This window comes from Rhizobium sp. SRDI943 (genome assembly GCF_057653695.1).
Genome location: NZ_CM172787.1, coordinates 827,643 through 840,549, shown reverse-complemented (window position 1 = coordinate 840,549; position 12,907 = coordinate 827,643). Strand labels below are relative to the sequence as shown.

Genomic DNA, 12,907 nt, shown 5'->3' with positions numbered 1-12,907 from the left:
TGCTTGACACCTCGAATATGTGTGGTTCACTAGCAGCCCGATAGACGGCGATTTTAGACAGACCGTCTCGCTGGTGGAACAGACATGGATCTTCTTGCGCTTGCCGATTTCAATCTCGTTGCCCGCCATGGTGGCTTCGGAAAAGCGGCAAGGGCCACCGGCCGGCCGAAGGCAACCCTGTCGCGGCGTGTCGCCGAGCTGGAAAGCAGCCTCGCTTTGCGGCTGTTTGAACGGGGTGCGCGTAACCTGAAGCTTACCGAAGAAGGACGGGCGCTATTCGAGCGGACGGGGGCGCTGCTTGCCGAACTGGACGAGACGGCGGCGGCGATTGCCTCCGGCGGTCAAAAACCCAAGGGCAGATTGCGGATCAGCGCACCTTTGCATTTTTCCCAGACCGCCATGGGCAGGATCGCCGCCGGCTTTACCCTCAAATATCCGGAGGTCAGACTCGAGGTGACGAGTGAGGACCGGCCTGTCGATATGATCGAGGAAGGCTACGATCTGGTCATCCGGGTCAATCCAGATCCGGATGAAAGCCTGGTCGGACGGGTGTTTCTGCGCGACCGGCTGGTGGTGGTGGCAAGCCCCGATCTTCCCCGCCCGACCGGCGGACTTGCCGCTCCAGGCGTTTCGCGCGGGGTGGGCGAAGCCCAAACATGGCCGGTGAAGACACCAGGCGGTCGGTCGACGATCAGGATCGAACCTGTGCTCACCTTGGCGACGCTGATCATGGTCCGCGATGCGGTGCGCGCCGGCGTCGGTGCAGGACGCCTTCCCATTTCGCTGGTCAGCCATGATCTGGCGGACGGCACTCTGGTCAATTGGGGGGATATCGACGGCCCCGAAATCGCGCTCTGGTCGCTCTACCCCTCCAGGCGGCTGCTCAGCGCGCGCGTCTCGGCGTTCCTGGACTTTCTGAAACAGGCCTTCCCCAATGGCACGCCGGAGGAACTTGCCGCCTATATCGGCAGGTGATGAGCGCGGTTTGCCGGCATCTTCGGCGGGTTTACCGCGTTAGGCTCTCTAGCTCGCTACTTTGTTTCCAACGGCGCGCCCATTTCTCTACCACAATTCGGAAATGCTTATTTCTTCGATGATATATTGGCCCTCGCGTATGGCCCGCGCAATGGCTCCCGCACGGCCGATACGTTGAAGTTCTTTCTTATAATTGCGCATAGTTCGATGGCGGCAACGTTCTCTGGATTCAGCAACGTATGTATCTCGTCTCTGCTTACTTTCAGATCCTCGGTAACCACCTGGAACATATCTCCGATTTCCATCCTCGGAATCGGTTCGCGATACTTTCCATCCTCATATGCATCAAACACAGCCTCCTGATACTTCCGATAGGCTTCATTCACGCTGCGAACAGAGAGCGCTTCGTCAGAGATATCATTGCGAACGAACTCGATGCATCCTCGCGGATAGTGATCGCCCAGAGCATCAACGACATCGCCTGCCTTCTTCAGCACCTCAATCGCAGAAGCGTCGCTCGCACGCGAGAGTGCCGGGAATCCGTATTTTCGAAGCATGTCGTACGCGGCTTTCATCGCGGCCTCCTCGTCTCCTGCCTTAAACGTCTCGTTTATCTCCTTCGCTTCATCCATATGATCTCTGAAAATCACGTGGAGCAAAGGGTTGGTGCTTGCAAGTTCATTCATTAGCTCCCCAACCGATCCCGGCGTCACGTCTTGTGCAATCGCTCCTGATGCGAGAAACCCAACCCCTGCGCATAGCGATAAGAAATTTTTCATGCAAACTCGTCCCCACTTTGCACGTCCCCAGAAGACCTATCAGTCTATCGTGACGCCGTCGGCGTCAATATGGCTGCACGTCACGCCAAATTCGTGGGCAAGGTCGCGCAATGCTTCCTCGACGTCGGCGTCCAACGAGAGGAGTGCGGAGTTGCGCAGACGCAGCGCCGCCCGACGACATATGCCGTGCCCCACGTCGCATGTTTCATGGAGCGCGCACCGGTTCATATGAGATGACGGAGGGTGGGCGCGTGCTTTCGCCGCGACCCCGCCGTCGAAGAAAAGCCTTCCTGCAAAATTCCTCGAATCCTAGTCGATTTTAGGGTAAAATTAACCAGTGCATTGAGAGGGCTGAAACGTCCTTGCGCGCCGCATGCGTCGCGCAGCGCTTACGAAGGAAAGATGAGCCAATGAAAAGGTTAGCAATTGTTATCCTGTCGCTGGTGACGGCGCTGACGAGCGTCCCGCCGGCCATGGCGTTTCCCACCGTTGCCGTGCCGAAGATCGAAGCCGCGGAGGCGCAGCCGGTCCAGTACAGAAATTATCGCGGCGGCTACCGCGGTGGATACCGAGGCGGCTATCGAGGCGGCTATCGAGGCTACCGCGGGGGTGGCTACCGCAACGACAATTGGGCTTGGGGTCTCGGCGGGCTCGCGACCGGCGCAATCATCGGCGGAATGCTGGCGCAGCCGTATTATGGCCGAAGCTATTACGGTGGGGGCTACTACGATCAAGGCTACTACGACCGGGGCTACTACGGATCGCCCTATTACGGTCCGCCGCGCTACTACGGCTCGACCATTTACCGTCCGCGCTACTACGCGCCGCGCTCGTACCGCCAAGTCTATAGTGGCGGCAACGGACATACGAGCTGGTGCTACTCGCGCTACCGGTCTTACAGAGCTTACGACAACACGTTCCAGCCCTATTACGGTCCGCGACGGGCGTGCGTCTCGCCCTACTAAAACATGTCGCGCAAAGTGAGCAGCGGTTTTGCGCGACATGCGCAAAACCAAAGACCCAAAGCGCGGGCCAAGCAAATCTGAACGCGACGCGCTTTAGCGAAAACCGCCGCTGGCGGCCAATCGTTCGCCGGTCAGCCAGCGGGCATCGTCGGAAGCGAGGAAGACGGCGACACCGGCGATATCGTTCGGCTGGCCGATGCGGCCGAGTGGCGTCTGGGCGACGATGGTCTGTTGGAAATCCGAGCCGATGACGCCGGCCGTGTGCGTGCCCTCGGTTTCGACCATCCCTGGCAGGATGGCGTTGACGCGGATCTTGCGCGGGCCGAGTTCCTTGGCAAGCACGCTGTTGATGCCCTCGACGGCTCCCTTCGTGCCGGTATAGACGGCGGAGTCTGGCGGCGCCAGGCTGGTGACCACCGAGGAGATGTTGATGATGCTGCCGCCCTCGCCGAGATGCTTGACCGCTGCCTGGGTGGTCAGGAGAACACCAAGAACATTCACGTCGAAGATGCGGCGATATTGCTCCTCGGTCACCTCACCGATCGGCGCGAATTCATAGACACCTGAGTTGTTGACCAGCACGTCGAGCTTTCCGAACTCCTTGACCGCAGCATCGACCAGTCCCTGTGCTTCACCGGCCTTCGAAACATCGCCCTGCACCGCGATGGCTTTGCCACCGGCCGCGCTGATCGCCTCAACCACGGCGTCGGCTCCCGCCTTGCTCGATGCGTAGTTGACCACCACTTTTGCACCTTCAGCCGCGAACGCCTTGGCAATCGCAGCGCCAATGCCTTTGGAGGCGCCCGTTACGACAGCGACTTTTCCTGTAAGCTTAGCCATTTCTCGTTCCTTCAGATCTGGATAGCCGCCGGATTGACAGGCTTGTTCCATAGTTCAGAAATTCGGAACTGTTGATCTCGATGTCAAGGGAGGCTATATAAAATTCATGAGACCGCTCTTTCACCCAGCCCTGGAGGACATCAAACCCGAGGCGATCCTCTATGCGCTGTCCGATCCGGAGCGCGTTGCCATTTATGCAAAGCTTGCCGGCGCCAGCAGTGGCGGGACGTGCTCTGCGCTTGCCGATCTCGGCGACCGCGTCATTCCAAAGTCGTCGCTGTCCAACCATTTCAAGGTGCTGCGCGAGTCCGGGCTGATCATGAGCGAGCGCCAGGGTGTGGAGATGCGCAATCAAACGCGCTGCACCGAGCTGGACGAACGCTTCCCGGGCCTGATCAGGGCCATTCTGACGGCTTACGGCCAGCTTCCCGGGCAGCCGAAGGCGGACTGATCGCCGCTAGAGCATAATCCGCGATTGTGAGTGACGGCGCAGGTCGAAGCTGATTCAAGATCCACTTTGGAGAGGTGGATGATGGCACGAGTCTTGAGCGGTGATCTTCGATTGCGGGTGTTGAAACATGGGCTTCAGTGGTAGCGATGGCGAAGCTGGACTCAACAAGACTTCAATTTTAGCGGGGAATGCATTGCGATATACGATCATTATTCTGAGCGTTGTAACGGCTCTAGCGTCGTGTGCTACTTCACCCTATGACACCCCAGAGATACGCCGCGTCGGGTCAGCCGGGAGTGCATTGGGCAAGTGCTTGGAGCGGACCACAAAATCGTATCTTGTTTCAAACAAAGATCCGCAAAAAGTCGCTTCAATGCTTGATAACTCATGCATGGCGGAACGAAAGGCAATGTCGGATGCTAAGCTCGCGGCTGGTCTGCCGGTGGATTATTTCGATTACGGAAAAGGTCGACACGAAGTCTCATTATGGTGGGTGCACTTTTTACAGTAGACCCAGAATAAGCCCCCCACGGGCCTCGAAGGGCGAGGCGCGCGTGCCGATGCCGGTTGAATGCAAGGAGCACCGCTGCGGCGGTTGAGCTTGTTCGGTCTACCGGCTCAGACTTTCCGCAAAGAGGCCCAGGCTGGTGCCTCGGCCGGTGACGACAGCAGGCTTACCCGGCAACAGGCTCATCCTGACATCGTCTCGGACACGGCAAATTGTGTCGAAGAGAAAGGGTAGGCCTTCGAGCTCAACTGGTGTTGGGCATTTGGAGTCGCCCCATCGATCGGCGTGTGCCACGGTAAAAGGGAGCTCGACCTGATGGCCCGCGACCATGGCGAGCGTCATCGGCAAGGCAACAGCGAAAAGGTTCTTTCCCAATAAGTAAGCAAAGATGGGGGCTGAAAACATGGCAATAGCCGCCTTCCCATCGCCGACCGGAGTAACGTCCATGGCTTTCCAGGCGACCCATGACAGAAACGCCGCCGGGAGCAGACCGGCCGCAATCGAAAGATTATTCGTTTTGGATGTCCATTCGATGGACGGCAGGAAGTTAAAGCCAGCCATCCTCACGAAAACGGCAAGCATTCCCGGCAACAGCCACACCGGCAGCAAAATGATGACTAGTTTCCTGTTGAGACGCTTCACCCTAGTTCTTGATCACATTGATGTTGACGGTGACGTCTTTGATGGTCCCCTCGCCGTAGGACACCCTCACCTTATACATGTCACTTCCAGAATAGCCGCTGTTGGAAGTATAGTATTCCGACACGCCTAGAGATTTCCTGGAATTGCATTTAATGCGGATGCCATCCTTGTAGTTTGAATAAATATTCTCTTTGACGAATTCAACCGAGCCATGCGCCGGGGCTTCTACCAATTTTATATTGGCGATTGTTGCAGCCGTGCAATCTTCATTCAAATTGTAGGACTGGCCCATCTTTGTCCGCTCTCCACTCAGAGCCCGACTGTGATCCGCAGAAATAGCGACACCGTCTTGACTGGTGACACATCCCGACAGAGCTAAAATGATGGAAAGCACAGAAATCGAAATAGAGTTTTCTTTCAAAAATCGCGAGGCCAGCATTTTGTTTTTCATCTCTTGGTTTTATTAATAGCGCCATTCAGCTTATCCAATCAGCAGCCTATTGCAATCGCACGTGCCTGCGGCCGCCACCGCCTTCATAGTCTTTTCACCGCGGAAGCAGCCTGCCAGCAAAGCCCGATGGTACAGCGCCCATGCTCGACTTTAATCCGCTCTATTCGACCCCGCAGATTGCGGCCATCGAACAGTTCATCGATCGGCATTATCCGCTTGCAGGGCCGGTTTCCTGCCGGTTGCTTCAACGCGGCCTGAATGATGTGTATCTGGCCGTCGCAAGCAGCGGCGAGCGTTATGTATTCCGGCTTTCTCATCGCCGCGCCCGTGGTCCGGCCGACGTCAAGACCGAAACGGCGTTCCTGGCGCATCTCTCGCAATCAGGCGTTCCGGTCGCAGCGCCCATCCCGACACGCGAGGGCAGCTTGTTCGTTCAGGGAGATGCGCCGGAGGGCGTGCGCCAGGCGGTGCTCTTCCGGGAGATCGGAGGCCGCAAGCCGGATGCGGCGGATGCCGGCGATGCACGGGCCAACGGCAAGACCCTTGCTCTGATGCACAACGCCGCCGAGACATTCCAGCCGTCCGCAGCGCTCTATCGGCTCGACCTCGAACACTTGCTGCATCGGCCGCTTGCCCGCATATGCGACAGCGGCGTCGTGGAGGACGCCGAGGTCCGCAGCGATCTTGAAGACATCGCTGCGCGGACCGCAACGGCGATCGAAGCCTTCGGCGATTTGACGCCGACTTATTGCCATGGCGACTGTCACGGCTTCAATGCGCGGATCAACGATGCCGGCGAAGCCGTCTTTTTCGACTTCGATGACGGAGGTCCGGGATACCTCGCCTACGACTTGTCGGTGTTCTTGTGGGCGCACACATCCTTCGGCCGGAGGTCGACCGCCATGTGGGACGCCTTCGTCGATGCCTATCGGGCCGTCCGGCCGATCACGCCAGCCGACTTCGAAGCCGCCCATCGCTTTGTAGGAAGAAGCACACTGATAAATCTCAGAGCTGCCACTCGTCCGAAGTCAAAGAGTGGCAACAGGGGACGCCGCTGTGCAGACTTCTTGAAGTGGGTTTCAGCGGTCACCTTCTTCTTGCGAGGGGAGAGAGACTCTAACAATTCTGGCAACACTCTTTTGGGATGTTTCTGTTTGAATCTGACGAAACCATAAATTGTAGCTATGGGTGTGGATTTGAAAGCAATTCATTCGAGGCTCTCGCGATGAGCGTCAAATCGTTTGGGCAACGACAAGCTAGTCCGGTGCTCGGATGGTGGTCTGTTCGCGAAGCGGAGGAACGTCTCGTTCGCAGCGATGGAGCATCCGTCCGCTTTCTCGGTTTCGTCAATCCAGATGATGAACGCGGCGAAGAGAGTTCTAACGACCGGCGCTGGATGCGCTTCGAAGCGGCAGCCGCCAATCGCACAATAGAACTGTTCGTGCAGCAGCGTGATGTTTTTAACCCTTCCGGTTCCCGCCTCTTAATCTGGCGTCTTGATTACGCATTTTCCTTGCAGCAATTCGGCATTGGCGCATTGGACTATGAAGAATGGATCGAGATTGATCGATTGATTTGCGATGCCTTGGTCTGCTGGCCTCAATGGGAGGCCACGGGTCTCCGGCCCGCCTTGATCGCAGTCAACGGTGGTTGGCACAAAGGACAATGGCGCAAGGAATGCTACCGTACGTTTAGCATGGCCTATCTCGATGCTTTGGGCCGCAACGCTGTTCTACGATCGCCAGTTTTTTCGGAAGAGCCGACCCGCCGGTGGTGTTTTCTCCTGCCAGCTCGGCAGGCGACGGTTGATGAGGAGATAACGACGCGCGAAAGGTTCGCTGCGGCAAAGCCGGAAGAGGTTGAAAATCTGGTTTTCGGCCTCCTGCCGCATCGCCCGCATCTAGAGTCCGATGATCGCGTTTTCGTTCCTCTGTCGCAGATCCGCGGACGGACAGTTTGGCTTTACATGGATGACGACATCATCACCGACCGAATTTCTGTCTATGCTCAAGAAGACGGTTGGACGTTCCGGATCGACAACGAAGTGGTTGTCGGAACTATCGATCGAAGAAGTGGAACAGCATTCAAATTCGACTTTCCTTGGGAAGGCGTAAAAGGCAGTCTGAAGAGGGAATTCGGAAACTTTCCACTGGTCTTTCTGGACCGATTCCGCGACCTCTGCGACAACGCCGTCTGGCAATGGAAGGAAGCTCGATTTTACCTTTGTGATCGCAGATCCATAAAGGACCCCGCCAAAGAAATCTGCATTCAACCTCCGAAGCGGGTTCGGGCTGACAAGATGGTTTCCGCTGCCGGGACTGCTGTTAGAGTCGATCTCGTTACTGCAGAAGAAGCGCTGGAAGGGAAGAGCTACGATCGCGATGAGATATCGTATATTTTCAACGACGATCCGCCTTTTCTAAACCGGCCGATTTGGGAGCAATTCGAATATCAGACCGAGGCGTCTTCTCTGACGGATCGAACCACCGGCCAGAAAATTGAGTTGCGCGAGATCGTTTCAGGAAGCGGAAAAGTTACCGACGAGTGCCAGGGTGTTTTTTGCTATCGCGATGGCGATGGCGAATATCTTCTTGTGGTCACGAGGGAAAGCCGGAAAACAAGCTCTGCAGCTGGCCAGTGGGTGCTGGATCACGAGGCCTCGCGATCCAAAAACCGACAATCTTGTCGTCAGTCGATACCGGACGTCCGCTGGCATGAGATAGCGAATTTTTCGAGGGACGCTTTGCTCGCATGGCCGGAGACGGCGATTTTCGGTGCGTCCCCGTCAACGCTCTTAGAAACTGGAGGTTGCTTTCAGGGACGATGGGAGCCTCAATTGCGCCGGCGGCAATACGCCCACTTGAGAACTGTGCAGAGCGACCCGTCCGCCGGCAGAGATCGTGTCGAGGCTATCGCGCTTCAGCCATGGCATGCAATCGACCCTGACGTGGATACCGAATCTAGCAGTAGCAGGGTTCAGGCTGCACTTAGGAAACTGTCGGCTCGACGCGCCGAGAAGATCAATCAAACCAGACGGGCTGGTTGGCTCAGGGCTGATGGAAGAGCGATCTTCTATCTTCAGGATTGGCAGACCCTGCGTGCGCCGCCAGACGGTGATGCCTATCAGGCTCCGATTTTTGAATATCTTGACGAGGATATAACGCTACGGCTCTATCCCAAGCTATTTGATGAATACGAAATGGAATCTCTCGCGCTGATGGAGGTGAATCCAGCGTCAGTCTTCTATGGTGAGGTCGAACCCCTTCCGGCGTTTTCACCTATTTGGCACTCACAACCACGATGGCGGCCAACCCGGGAAATATGGTACCGCCTTGTCACTGCCATGGAGGCGCAGATCGAACGAACTTCTGAACAGGTGCGAATCAAAGGGCTCTACACAGCTCACGGTTACGACAGCGCCGCAGCAAGAACTGTCTGGCTTGAGCGATCCTAAAGCGCGTCGCGATCTTTCAGAGCGCGCTTCAGCGGCGGAATTTTGCGACAGTCGAATGACCGGTTTGGGCTGGTCTAAAAGTCAAATGGTTCCGCTTGATGAAGGGGTATCTTAGGAGCAGGCCGTCAGCTCTGCACCTGCGAGCGCAGCCAGTCCTGAAGCTTGTCCACCGCTCCGGACTTCCGATATCGCGGCTTCACCAGATAGACGTGCGACCGCGCTCTGAGGGCGCCGTCGAAGACTTGTCTCAGCCTGCCCGCCTCGATGTCGGTCGAGACGAAAGCGCGGGTTGCCGTGGCGATGCCCTGTCCGGCGATCGCCGCTTCGATCGCGTGCGATGTCTGCGAGAAGCTGATGCCCCGAAACAGCGTGGGATCGCCGCCGCCGAGGAAGCGATCGATATATTCGGGCCAGGAATTATGGGCATCGTGAAGCAGCGTGTAGTGCGAGAGTTCTTCGGCGTTGTTGGGCTCGGCTCCCTCGGCGACGAGGCTTGGATTGCAGATGGCAATGATCTCCTGCTCGAACAGCAGCTCGGCGGCAAGGCCTGGACCGAACGGAGGGCTGCCATATCGGACGGCGAGATCGACGCCGTCGAGCTGGAAGCTGGAAATGCGGTCCGTCGCCAGGATGTGGAGATCGAGATCGGGATGGCTCGAGGTGAAATCAGGAAGACGCGGGATCAGCCACCTCGAGGCAAAGGTCGGTGTCGTGCTGACCACCAGTTTGACCGGCTGAGGTTTCAGGTTCGCCGTCGCGTTTGCGAGCAGTTCGAAGGCGCGCCTGACGTCGGCGACGTAGCTTCGCCCCTCGCCCGTCAGCGCCAATGACTTCGGCAGGCGTTCGAACAATGTCACCCCGAGTTCCGCCTCAAGCCCTCGCACGTGCTGGGCGACGGCTCCCTGGGTGACGCCGAGCTCTTCGGCCGCAAGCCGGAAGTTCAGATGCCGCGCCGCCACGTCGAAGGCCTTGAGGCCGTTGAGGGATGGAAGATTACCGATGGACATGAACATCCGATAGTTTTTCTACTGGGATATTTGACGAAAACTGGTTCGCTTTCGCTTGAAGCGCATGTTATTCCAGGGATTAAGGCCCGGCAATGGGTGAAAATAGAATAGGGATAGCGACGATGACAGTAGAAAAGGTAGCGATCATCACGGCTGGCGGCAGCGGGATGGGTGCGGAAGCCGCGAGGCGGCTGGCGGCCGACGGGTTCAAGATCGCCATCCTGTCCTCGTCAGGCAAGGGCGAGGCGCTTGCCACCGAACTGGGCGGCATCGGCGTCACCGGCTCGAACCAATCGAACGACGACCTCAAGCGCCTGGTCGACGCCACGATGGAGAAATGGGGCCGGGTCGACGTGCTCGTCAACAGCGCCGGCCATGGCCCCCGCGCGCCGATCACCGAGATCACGGACGAACAGTGGCACGCGGGCATGGACATCTATTTCATGAACGTGGTCCGTCCCGTGCGGCTCGTCACCCCGATCATGCAGGCGCAGACGTCGGGCGCAATCGTCAACATCTCCACCGCCTGGGTGGCTGAACCGTCGGCGATGTTCCCGACCTCGGCCGTCTTCCGCGCCGGGCTCGCCGCCTACACCAAGCTTTATGCCGATACCTATGCGGGCGACGGCATCCGCATCAACAATGTGCTGCCAGGCTGGATCGACAGCCTGCCGCCGACCGAGGAGCGCCGCGACAGCGTGCCGATGAAGCGCTACGGCACCAGTGCCGAAGTGGCCGCGACAATTTCCTTCCTGGTTTCCGAAGGGGCGGGTTATATCACCGGCCAGAGCCTCAAGATCGACGGCGGCCTTACCCGGTCCGTCTGACAGGATCGCTTCAATGCCAAGGAGAACAGCGATGTGCTTCGACTGGAACGGCAAGGCCGGCAAGATAAGGAACGCTGAGGCGGAGGCGACACGGTGAACCTCGCCGAGGTCGATGCATCGGCCTGGGCCGAGCTGCAAGGTGCTGCCGCCAACCCGCAGTCGGCCTTCCGCTACCTGAACCTGTGTTCGGTCGATGCCGGCGGCCGGCCGCAAGCCCGCATGGTGGTGCTGCGGCGCGTGGATGTGGGGCGGCGCATCCTGGAAATCCATACGGATGTCAGAAGCCCGAAATGGCAGGAAATATCGGCCAATCCTTTGGTCACCCTCCTCGGCTTTGGCCCGCAGCCGAAAGTGCAGCTTCGCCTTCAGGGATCGGCCGAACTCAATGGACCGGCAAGCGAGTGCGCGACTGAAGCCTGGAGCCTGCTGCCGCGATCGACGCGCAGCACCTATATGGGCGAGCCGCCGGGCGACGACATCGGCGAGCGGCCGGCAAGCGAGGGTAGCATCGCAGACGCCGATGGACAGGCCTTCTTCGGGGTGCTGATATTCCGGGCCGAGACGCTGGACTGGTTCCAGCTGCGCCACGCCGATAACCGGCGCGCGGTCTTTGCCTACGACCATTTGGGCGCGCTGACTTCCTCCCGCTGGGTCAATCCCTGAACGCCAGACGATGTCGAAGCCGCCCATCGCTTTGCGGTCGTCCGCCAGATCCGGTTGATGGCGAATACGCACGTCGGACGAAAGAGGCTATGCCTTGCCCAGATGCTTCGGCCAGAATTGCTGATGGACTTCGGCGGCTTCGTCTTCGAGCTTCGGGTCGGGGCCAACCACCGTGACGATGCGTGCGCCGGTTTGCAGCACCGCCCGACTCGGCACGTTCAATCCGATCCCGGCGATCTCGCCAAGCCGCGTTTCGGAGCAGGCAAACACCATGCGCCCGATGCCCGACCAGTAAATCGCCCCGGAGCACATCGCGCAGGGTTCCGTGCTGGTGTAGAGCGTGCAGCCGGCGAGAAAAGCAGTGTCGTAGTGCTGCGCCGCCAGTTTGACCAGGTTCATCTCGGCGTGGTTGGTCATATCGTGGCCGGTGAAGACGCTGTTTTCGGCGCGCAGGATGACTGCGCCGTCCTTCACCAGCACCGAGCCAAACGGTTCGTCGCCGTTTGCCACAGCGGATTTCGAGAGCGCAATCGCCTCGCGCAAAAACGGCTCGTGGTTTTCCATCAGGATTTCCCCCAAACGCTAGAGCGGGACGATCTTGTCTTGAATCGATGGGTTTTCCAAGGGCTGCAGATCGGATTCAAGATGCTGGCGGGGAAAGAGACCGGCTTGAAGCCCGCGCCGGGCAGCTAGTAAAGTGTCCTTCGGTAGGCTTGCTCCAGGTCTTCGTCCATCTTCCGCATTTCATCCCCGTCCTTCGGCGCCCCTGTCGTCTCATCCAGAATTATCTTTATCAGCGAGGGCATCTCGGTGCGGTCCTGGAAATGATCCGGGCTCCACAGGTGGGACCGTCTGAACGCCTTGGCGCAATGCATGAAAACTTCGCTGACGTTGACGATGATCGCGAGTTTCGGGAGACGATCAGCGACGCTCATGCTCGTCAACAGTTGAGGATCGTTGGTCAGGCTTGCCCGGCCGTTGACGCGCAATGTGTCGTCGAAACCAGGGACAAGAAACAAGAGCCCGACATTCGGATTGGCGATGATGTTGCTTAAGGTATCAAGACGATTGTTGCCAGGTCGATCCGGGATCGCCAGGGTGCGCTCGTCAAGAACCTTGACGAACCCCGGAGGGTCACCGCGAGGACTGACGTCGGCCTTTCCCTCCGAACTCTGCGTGCCGATGCAGAAGAATGGCGAGCGCCTGATGAATTCCTGCGCGTGCTCGCCAAGGGAATTCTGACACTTCACGATTGCCAGAGCGTGGGTCGGCTCGAACAGCGCCCGAAGCGACTGTTCATCCGCGATGGCAAAATCTGGATTGAGTTGCAAACCCGTCATAATCC

14 protein-coding genes and 1 pseudogene are annotated in these 12,907 nt (G+C 58.4%); 7 read left to right on the top strand and 8 right to left on the bottom strand.

Translation table 11 applies throughout. The features are described 5' to 3' along the window. Positions 1 to 84: 84 nt before the first annotated feature. Complete coding sequence (locus tag AC245Y_RS04195; RefSeq protein ID WP_017993291.1) at positions 85 to 975, top strand: LysR family transcriptional regulator; 891 nt, start codon at positions 85 to 87, stop codon at positions 973 to 975. 107 nt (positions 976 to 1,082) lie between these two features. Here AC245Y_RS04195 and AC245Y_RS04190 read toward each other — a convergent pair whose 3' ends face one another. Together AC245Y_RS04190 and AC245Y_RS04185 are read right to left on the bottom strand one after the other, a co-directional pair. Then, positions 1,083 to 1,754: a hypothetical protein gene (locus AC245Y_RS04190; RefSeq protein ID WP_020486933.1), complete on the bottom strand. Its 672-nt coding sequence runs from the start codon at positions 1,752 to 1,754 to the stop codon at positions 1,083 to 1,085. Between the two features lie 78 nt (positions 1,755 to 1,832). Next, positions 1,833 to 1,931: pseudogene (locus tag AC245Y_RS04185) on the bottom strand (CopG family transcriptional regulator); the annotation flags it as partial. Positions 1,932 to 2,164: 233 nt separating this feature from the next. Between AC245Y_RS04185 and AC245Y_RS04180 the strand changes: the two are divergent. Further along, positions 2,165 to 2,719 (top strand): BA14K family protein, encoded by a 555-nt coding sequence (locus AC245Y_RS04180; RefSeq protein WP_017993288.1) that lies wholly within the window; start codon positions 2,165 to 2,167, stop codon positions 2,717 to 2,719. A 93-nt stretch (positions 2,720 to 2,812) separates the two neighbouring features. On the opposite strand, the gene AC245Y_RS04175 is transcribed toward AC245Y_RS04180, so the two are convergent. Continuing rightward, a complete protein-coding gene (locus tag AC245Y_RS04175) occupies positions 2,813 to 3,559 on the bottom strand; it encodes a glucose 1-dehydrogenase (protein ID WP_020486931.1) in 747 nt (248 codons plus the stop codon). Between the two features lie 106 nt (positions 3,560 to 3,665). Between AC245Y_RS04175 and AC245Y_RS04170 the strand changes: the two genes are divergently transcribed. Continuing rightward, positions 3,666 to 4,010: an ArsR/SmtB family transcription factor gene (locus tag AC245Y_RS04170; RefSeq protein ID WP_017993286.1), complete on the top strand. Its 345-nt coding sequence runs from the start codon at positions 3,666 to 3,668 to the stop codon at positions 4,008 to 4,010. A 610-nt stretch (positions 4,011 to 4,620) separates the two neighbouring features. Here AC245Y_RS04170 and AC245Y_RS04165 read toward each other — a convergent pair. Continuing rightward, positions 4,621 to 5,160 (bottom strand): hypothetical protein, encoded by a 540-nt coding sequence (locus tag AC245Y_RS04165; protein ID WP_017993285.1) that lies wholly within the window; start codon positions 5,158 to 5,160, stop codon positions 4,621 to 4,623. Position 5,161: 1 nt separating this feature from the next. Next, positions 5,162 to 5,599 carry a hypothetical protein gene (locus tag AC245Y_RS04160; RefSeq protein ID WP_017993284.1) on the bottom strand — a complete coding sequence of 146 codons (438 nt, stop codon included), beginning with the start codon at positions 5,597 to 5,599 and terminating at the stop codon, positions 5,162 to 5,164. 152 nt (positions 5,600 to 5,751) lie between these two features. On the opposite strand from AC245Y_RS04160, the gene AC245Y_RS04155 reads away from it, so the two are divergent. After that, positions 5,752 to 6,786: a phosphotransferase enzyme family protein gene (locus tag AC245Y_RS04155; RefSeq protein ID WP_017993283.1), complete on the top strand. Its 1,035-nt coding sequence runs from the start codon at positions 5,752 to 5,754 to the stop codon at positions 6,784 to 6,786. Between the two features lie 50 nt (positions 6,787 to 6,836). Next, positions 6,837 to 9,065, top strand: coding sequence for a hypothetical protein (locus AC245Y_RS04150; RefSeq protein WP_017993282.1), 2,229 nt, complete (start codon positions 6,837 to 6,839; stop codon positions 9,063 to 9,065). A 125-nt stretch (positions 9,066 to 9,190) separates the two neighbouring features. Here the strand turns inward: AC245Y_RS04150 and AC245Y_RS04145 are convergent, their stop codons facing one another. After that, positions 9,191 to 10,078, bottom strand: coding sequence for a LysR substrate-binding domain-containing protein (locus AC245Y_RS04145; protein WP_017993281.1), 888 nt, complete (start codon positions 10,076 to 10,078; stop codon positions 9,191 to 9,193). Positions 10,079 to 10,194: 116 nt separating this feature from the next. Between AC245Y_RS04145 and AC245Y_RS04140 the strand changes: the two genes are divergently transcribed. Continuing rightward, positions 10,195 to 10,899 (top strand): SDR family oxidoreductase, encoded by a 705-nt coding sequence (locus tag AC245Y_RS04140; protein ID WP_017993280.1) that lies wholly within the window; start codon positions 10,195 to 10,197, stop codon positions 10,897 to 10,899. A gap of 93 nt (positions 10,900 to 10,992) precedes the next feature. After that, a complete protein-coding gene (locus AC245Y_RS04135; protein WP_017993279.1) occupies positions 10,993 to 11,562 on the top strand; it encodes a pyridoxamine 5'-phosphate oxidase family protein in 570 nt (189 codons plus the stop codon). An 87-nt stretch (positions 11,563 to 11,649) separates the two neighbouring features. Here the strand turns inward: AC245Y_RS04135 and AC245Y_RS04130 are convergent, their stop codons facing one another. Together AC245Y_RS04130 and AC245Y_RS04125 are read right to left on the bottom strand one after the other, a co-directional pair. After that, positions 11,650 to 12,126 carry a nucleoside deaminase gene (locus AC245Y_RS04130; protein ID WP_017993278.1) on the bottom strand — a complete coding sequence of 159 codons (477 nt, stop codon included), beginning with the start codon at positions 12,124 to 12,126 and terminating at the stop codon, positions 11,650 to 11,652. Positions 12,127 to 12,251: 125 nt separating this feature from the next. Then, positions 12,252 to 12,902 carry a pyridoxamine 5'-phosphate oxidase family protein gene (locus AC245Y_RS04125; RefSeq protein ID WP_017993276.1) on the bottom strand — a complete coding sequence of 217 codons (651 nt, stop codon included), beginning with the start codon at positions 12,900 to 12,902 and terminating at the stop codon, positions 12,252 to 12,254. Positions 12,903 to 12,907: the final 5 nt, after the last annotated feature.

Excerpts from the sequence above, each read along its gene's own strand:
- AC245Y_RS04160 (WP_017993284.1), bottom strand. The coding sequence starts at position 5,599 with ATGCTGGCCTCGCGATTTTTGAAAGAAAACTCTATTTCGATTTCTGTG.
- AC245Y_RS04125 (WP_017993276.1), bottom strand. The coding sequence starts at position 12,902 with ATGACGGGTTTGCAACTCAATCCAGATTTTGCCATCGCGGATGAACAG.
- AC245Y_RS04180 (WP_017993288.1), top strand. The coding sequence starts at position 2,165 with ATGAAAAGGTTAGCAATTGTTATCCTGTCGCTGGTGACGGCGCTGACG.
- AC245Y_RS04170 (WP_017993286.1), top strand. The coding sequence starts at position 3,666 with ATGAGACCGCTCTTTCACCCAGCCCTGGAGGACATCAAACCCGAGGCG.
- AC245Y_RS04145 (WP_017993281.1), bottom strand. The coding sequence starts at position 10,078 with ATGTTCATGTCCATCGGTAATCTTCCATCCCTCAACGGCCTCAAGGCC.
- AC245Y_RS04140 (WP_017993280.1), top strand. The coding sequence starts at position 10,195 with ATGACAGTAGAAAAGGTAGCGATCATCACGGCTGGCGGCAGCGGGATG.
- AC245Y_RS04130 (WP_017993278.1), bottom strand. The coding sequence starts at position 12,126 with ATGGAAAACCACGAGCCGTTTTTGCGCGAGGCGATTGCGCTCTCGAAA.
- AC245Y_RS04155 (WP_017993283.1), top strand. The coding sequence starts at position 5,752 with ATGCTCGACTTTAATCCGCTCTATTCGACCCCGCAGATTGCGGCCATC.
- AC245Y_RS04190 (WP_020486933.1), bottom strand. The coding sequence starts at position 1,754 with ATGAAAAATTTCTTATCGCTATGCGCAGGGGTTGGGTTTCTCGCATCA.
- AC245Y_RS04195 (WP_017993291.1), top strand. The coding sequence starts at position 85 with ATGGATCTTCTTGCGCTTGCCGATTTCAATCTCGTTGCCCGCCATGGT.
- AC245Y_RS04150 (WP_017993282.1), top strand. The coding sequence starts at position 6,837 with ATGAGCGTCAAATCGTTTGGGCAACGACAAGCTAGTCCGGTGCTCGGA.
- AC245Y_RS04175 (WP_020486931.1), bottom strand. The coding sequence starts at position 3,559 with ATGGCTAAGCTTACAGGAAAAGTCGCTGTCGTAACGGGCGCCTCCAAA.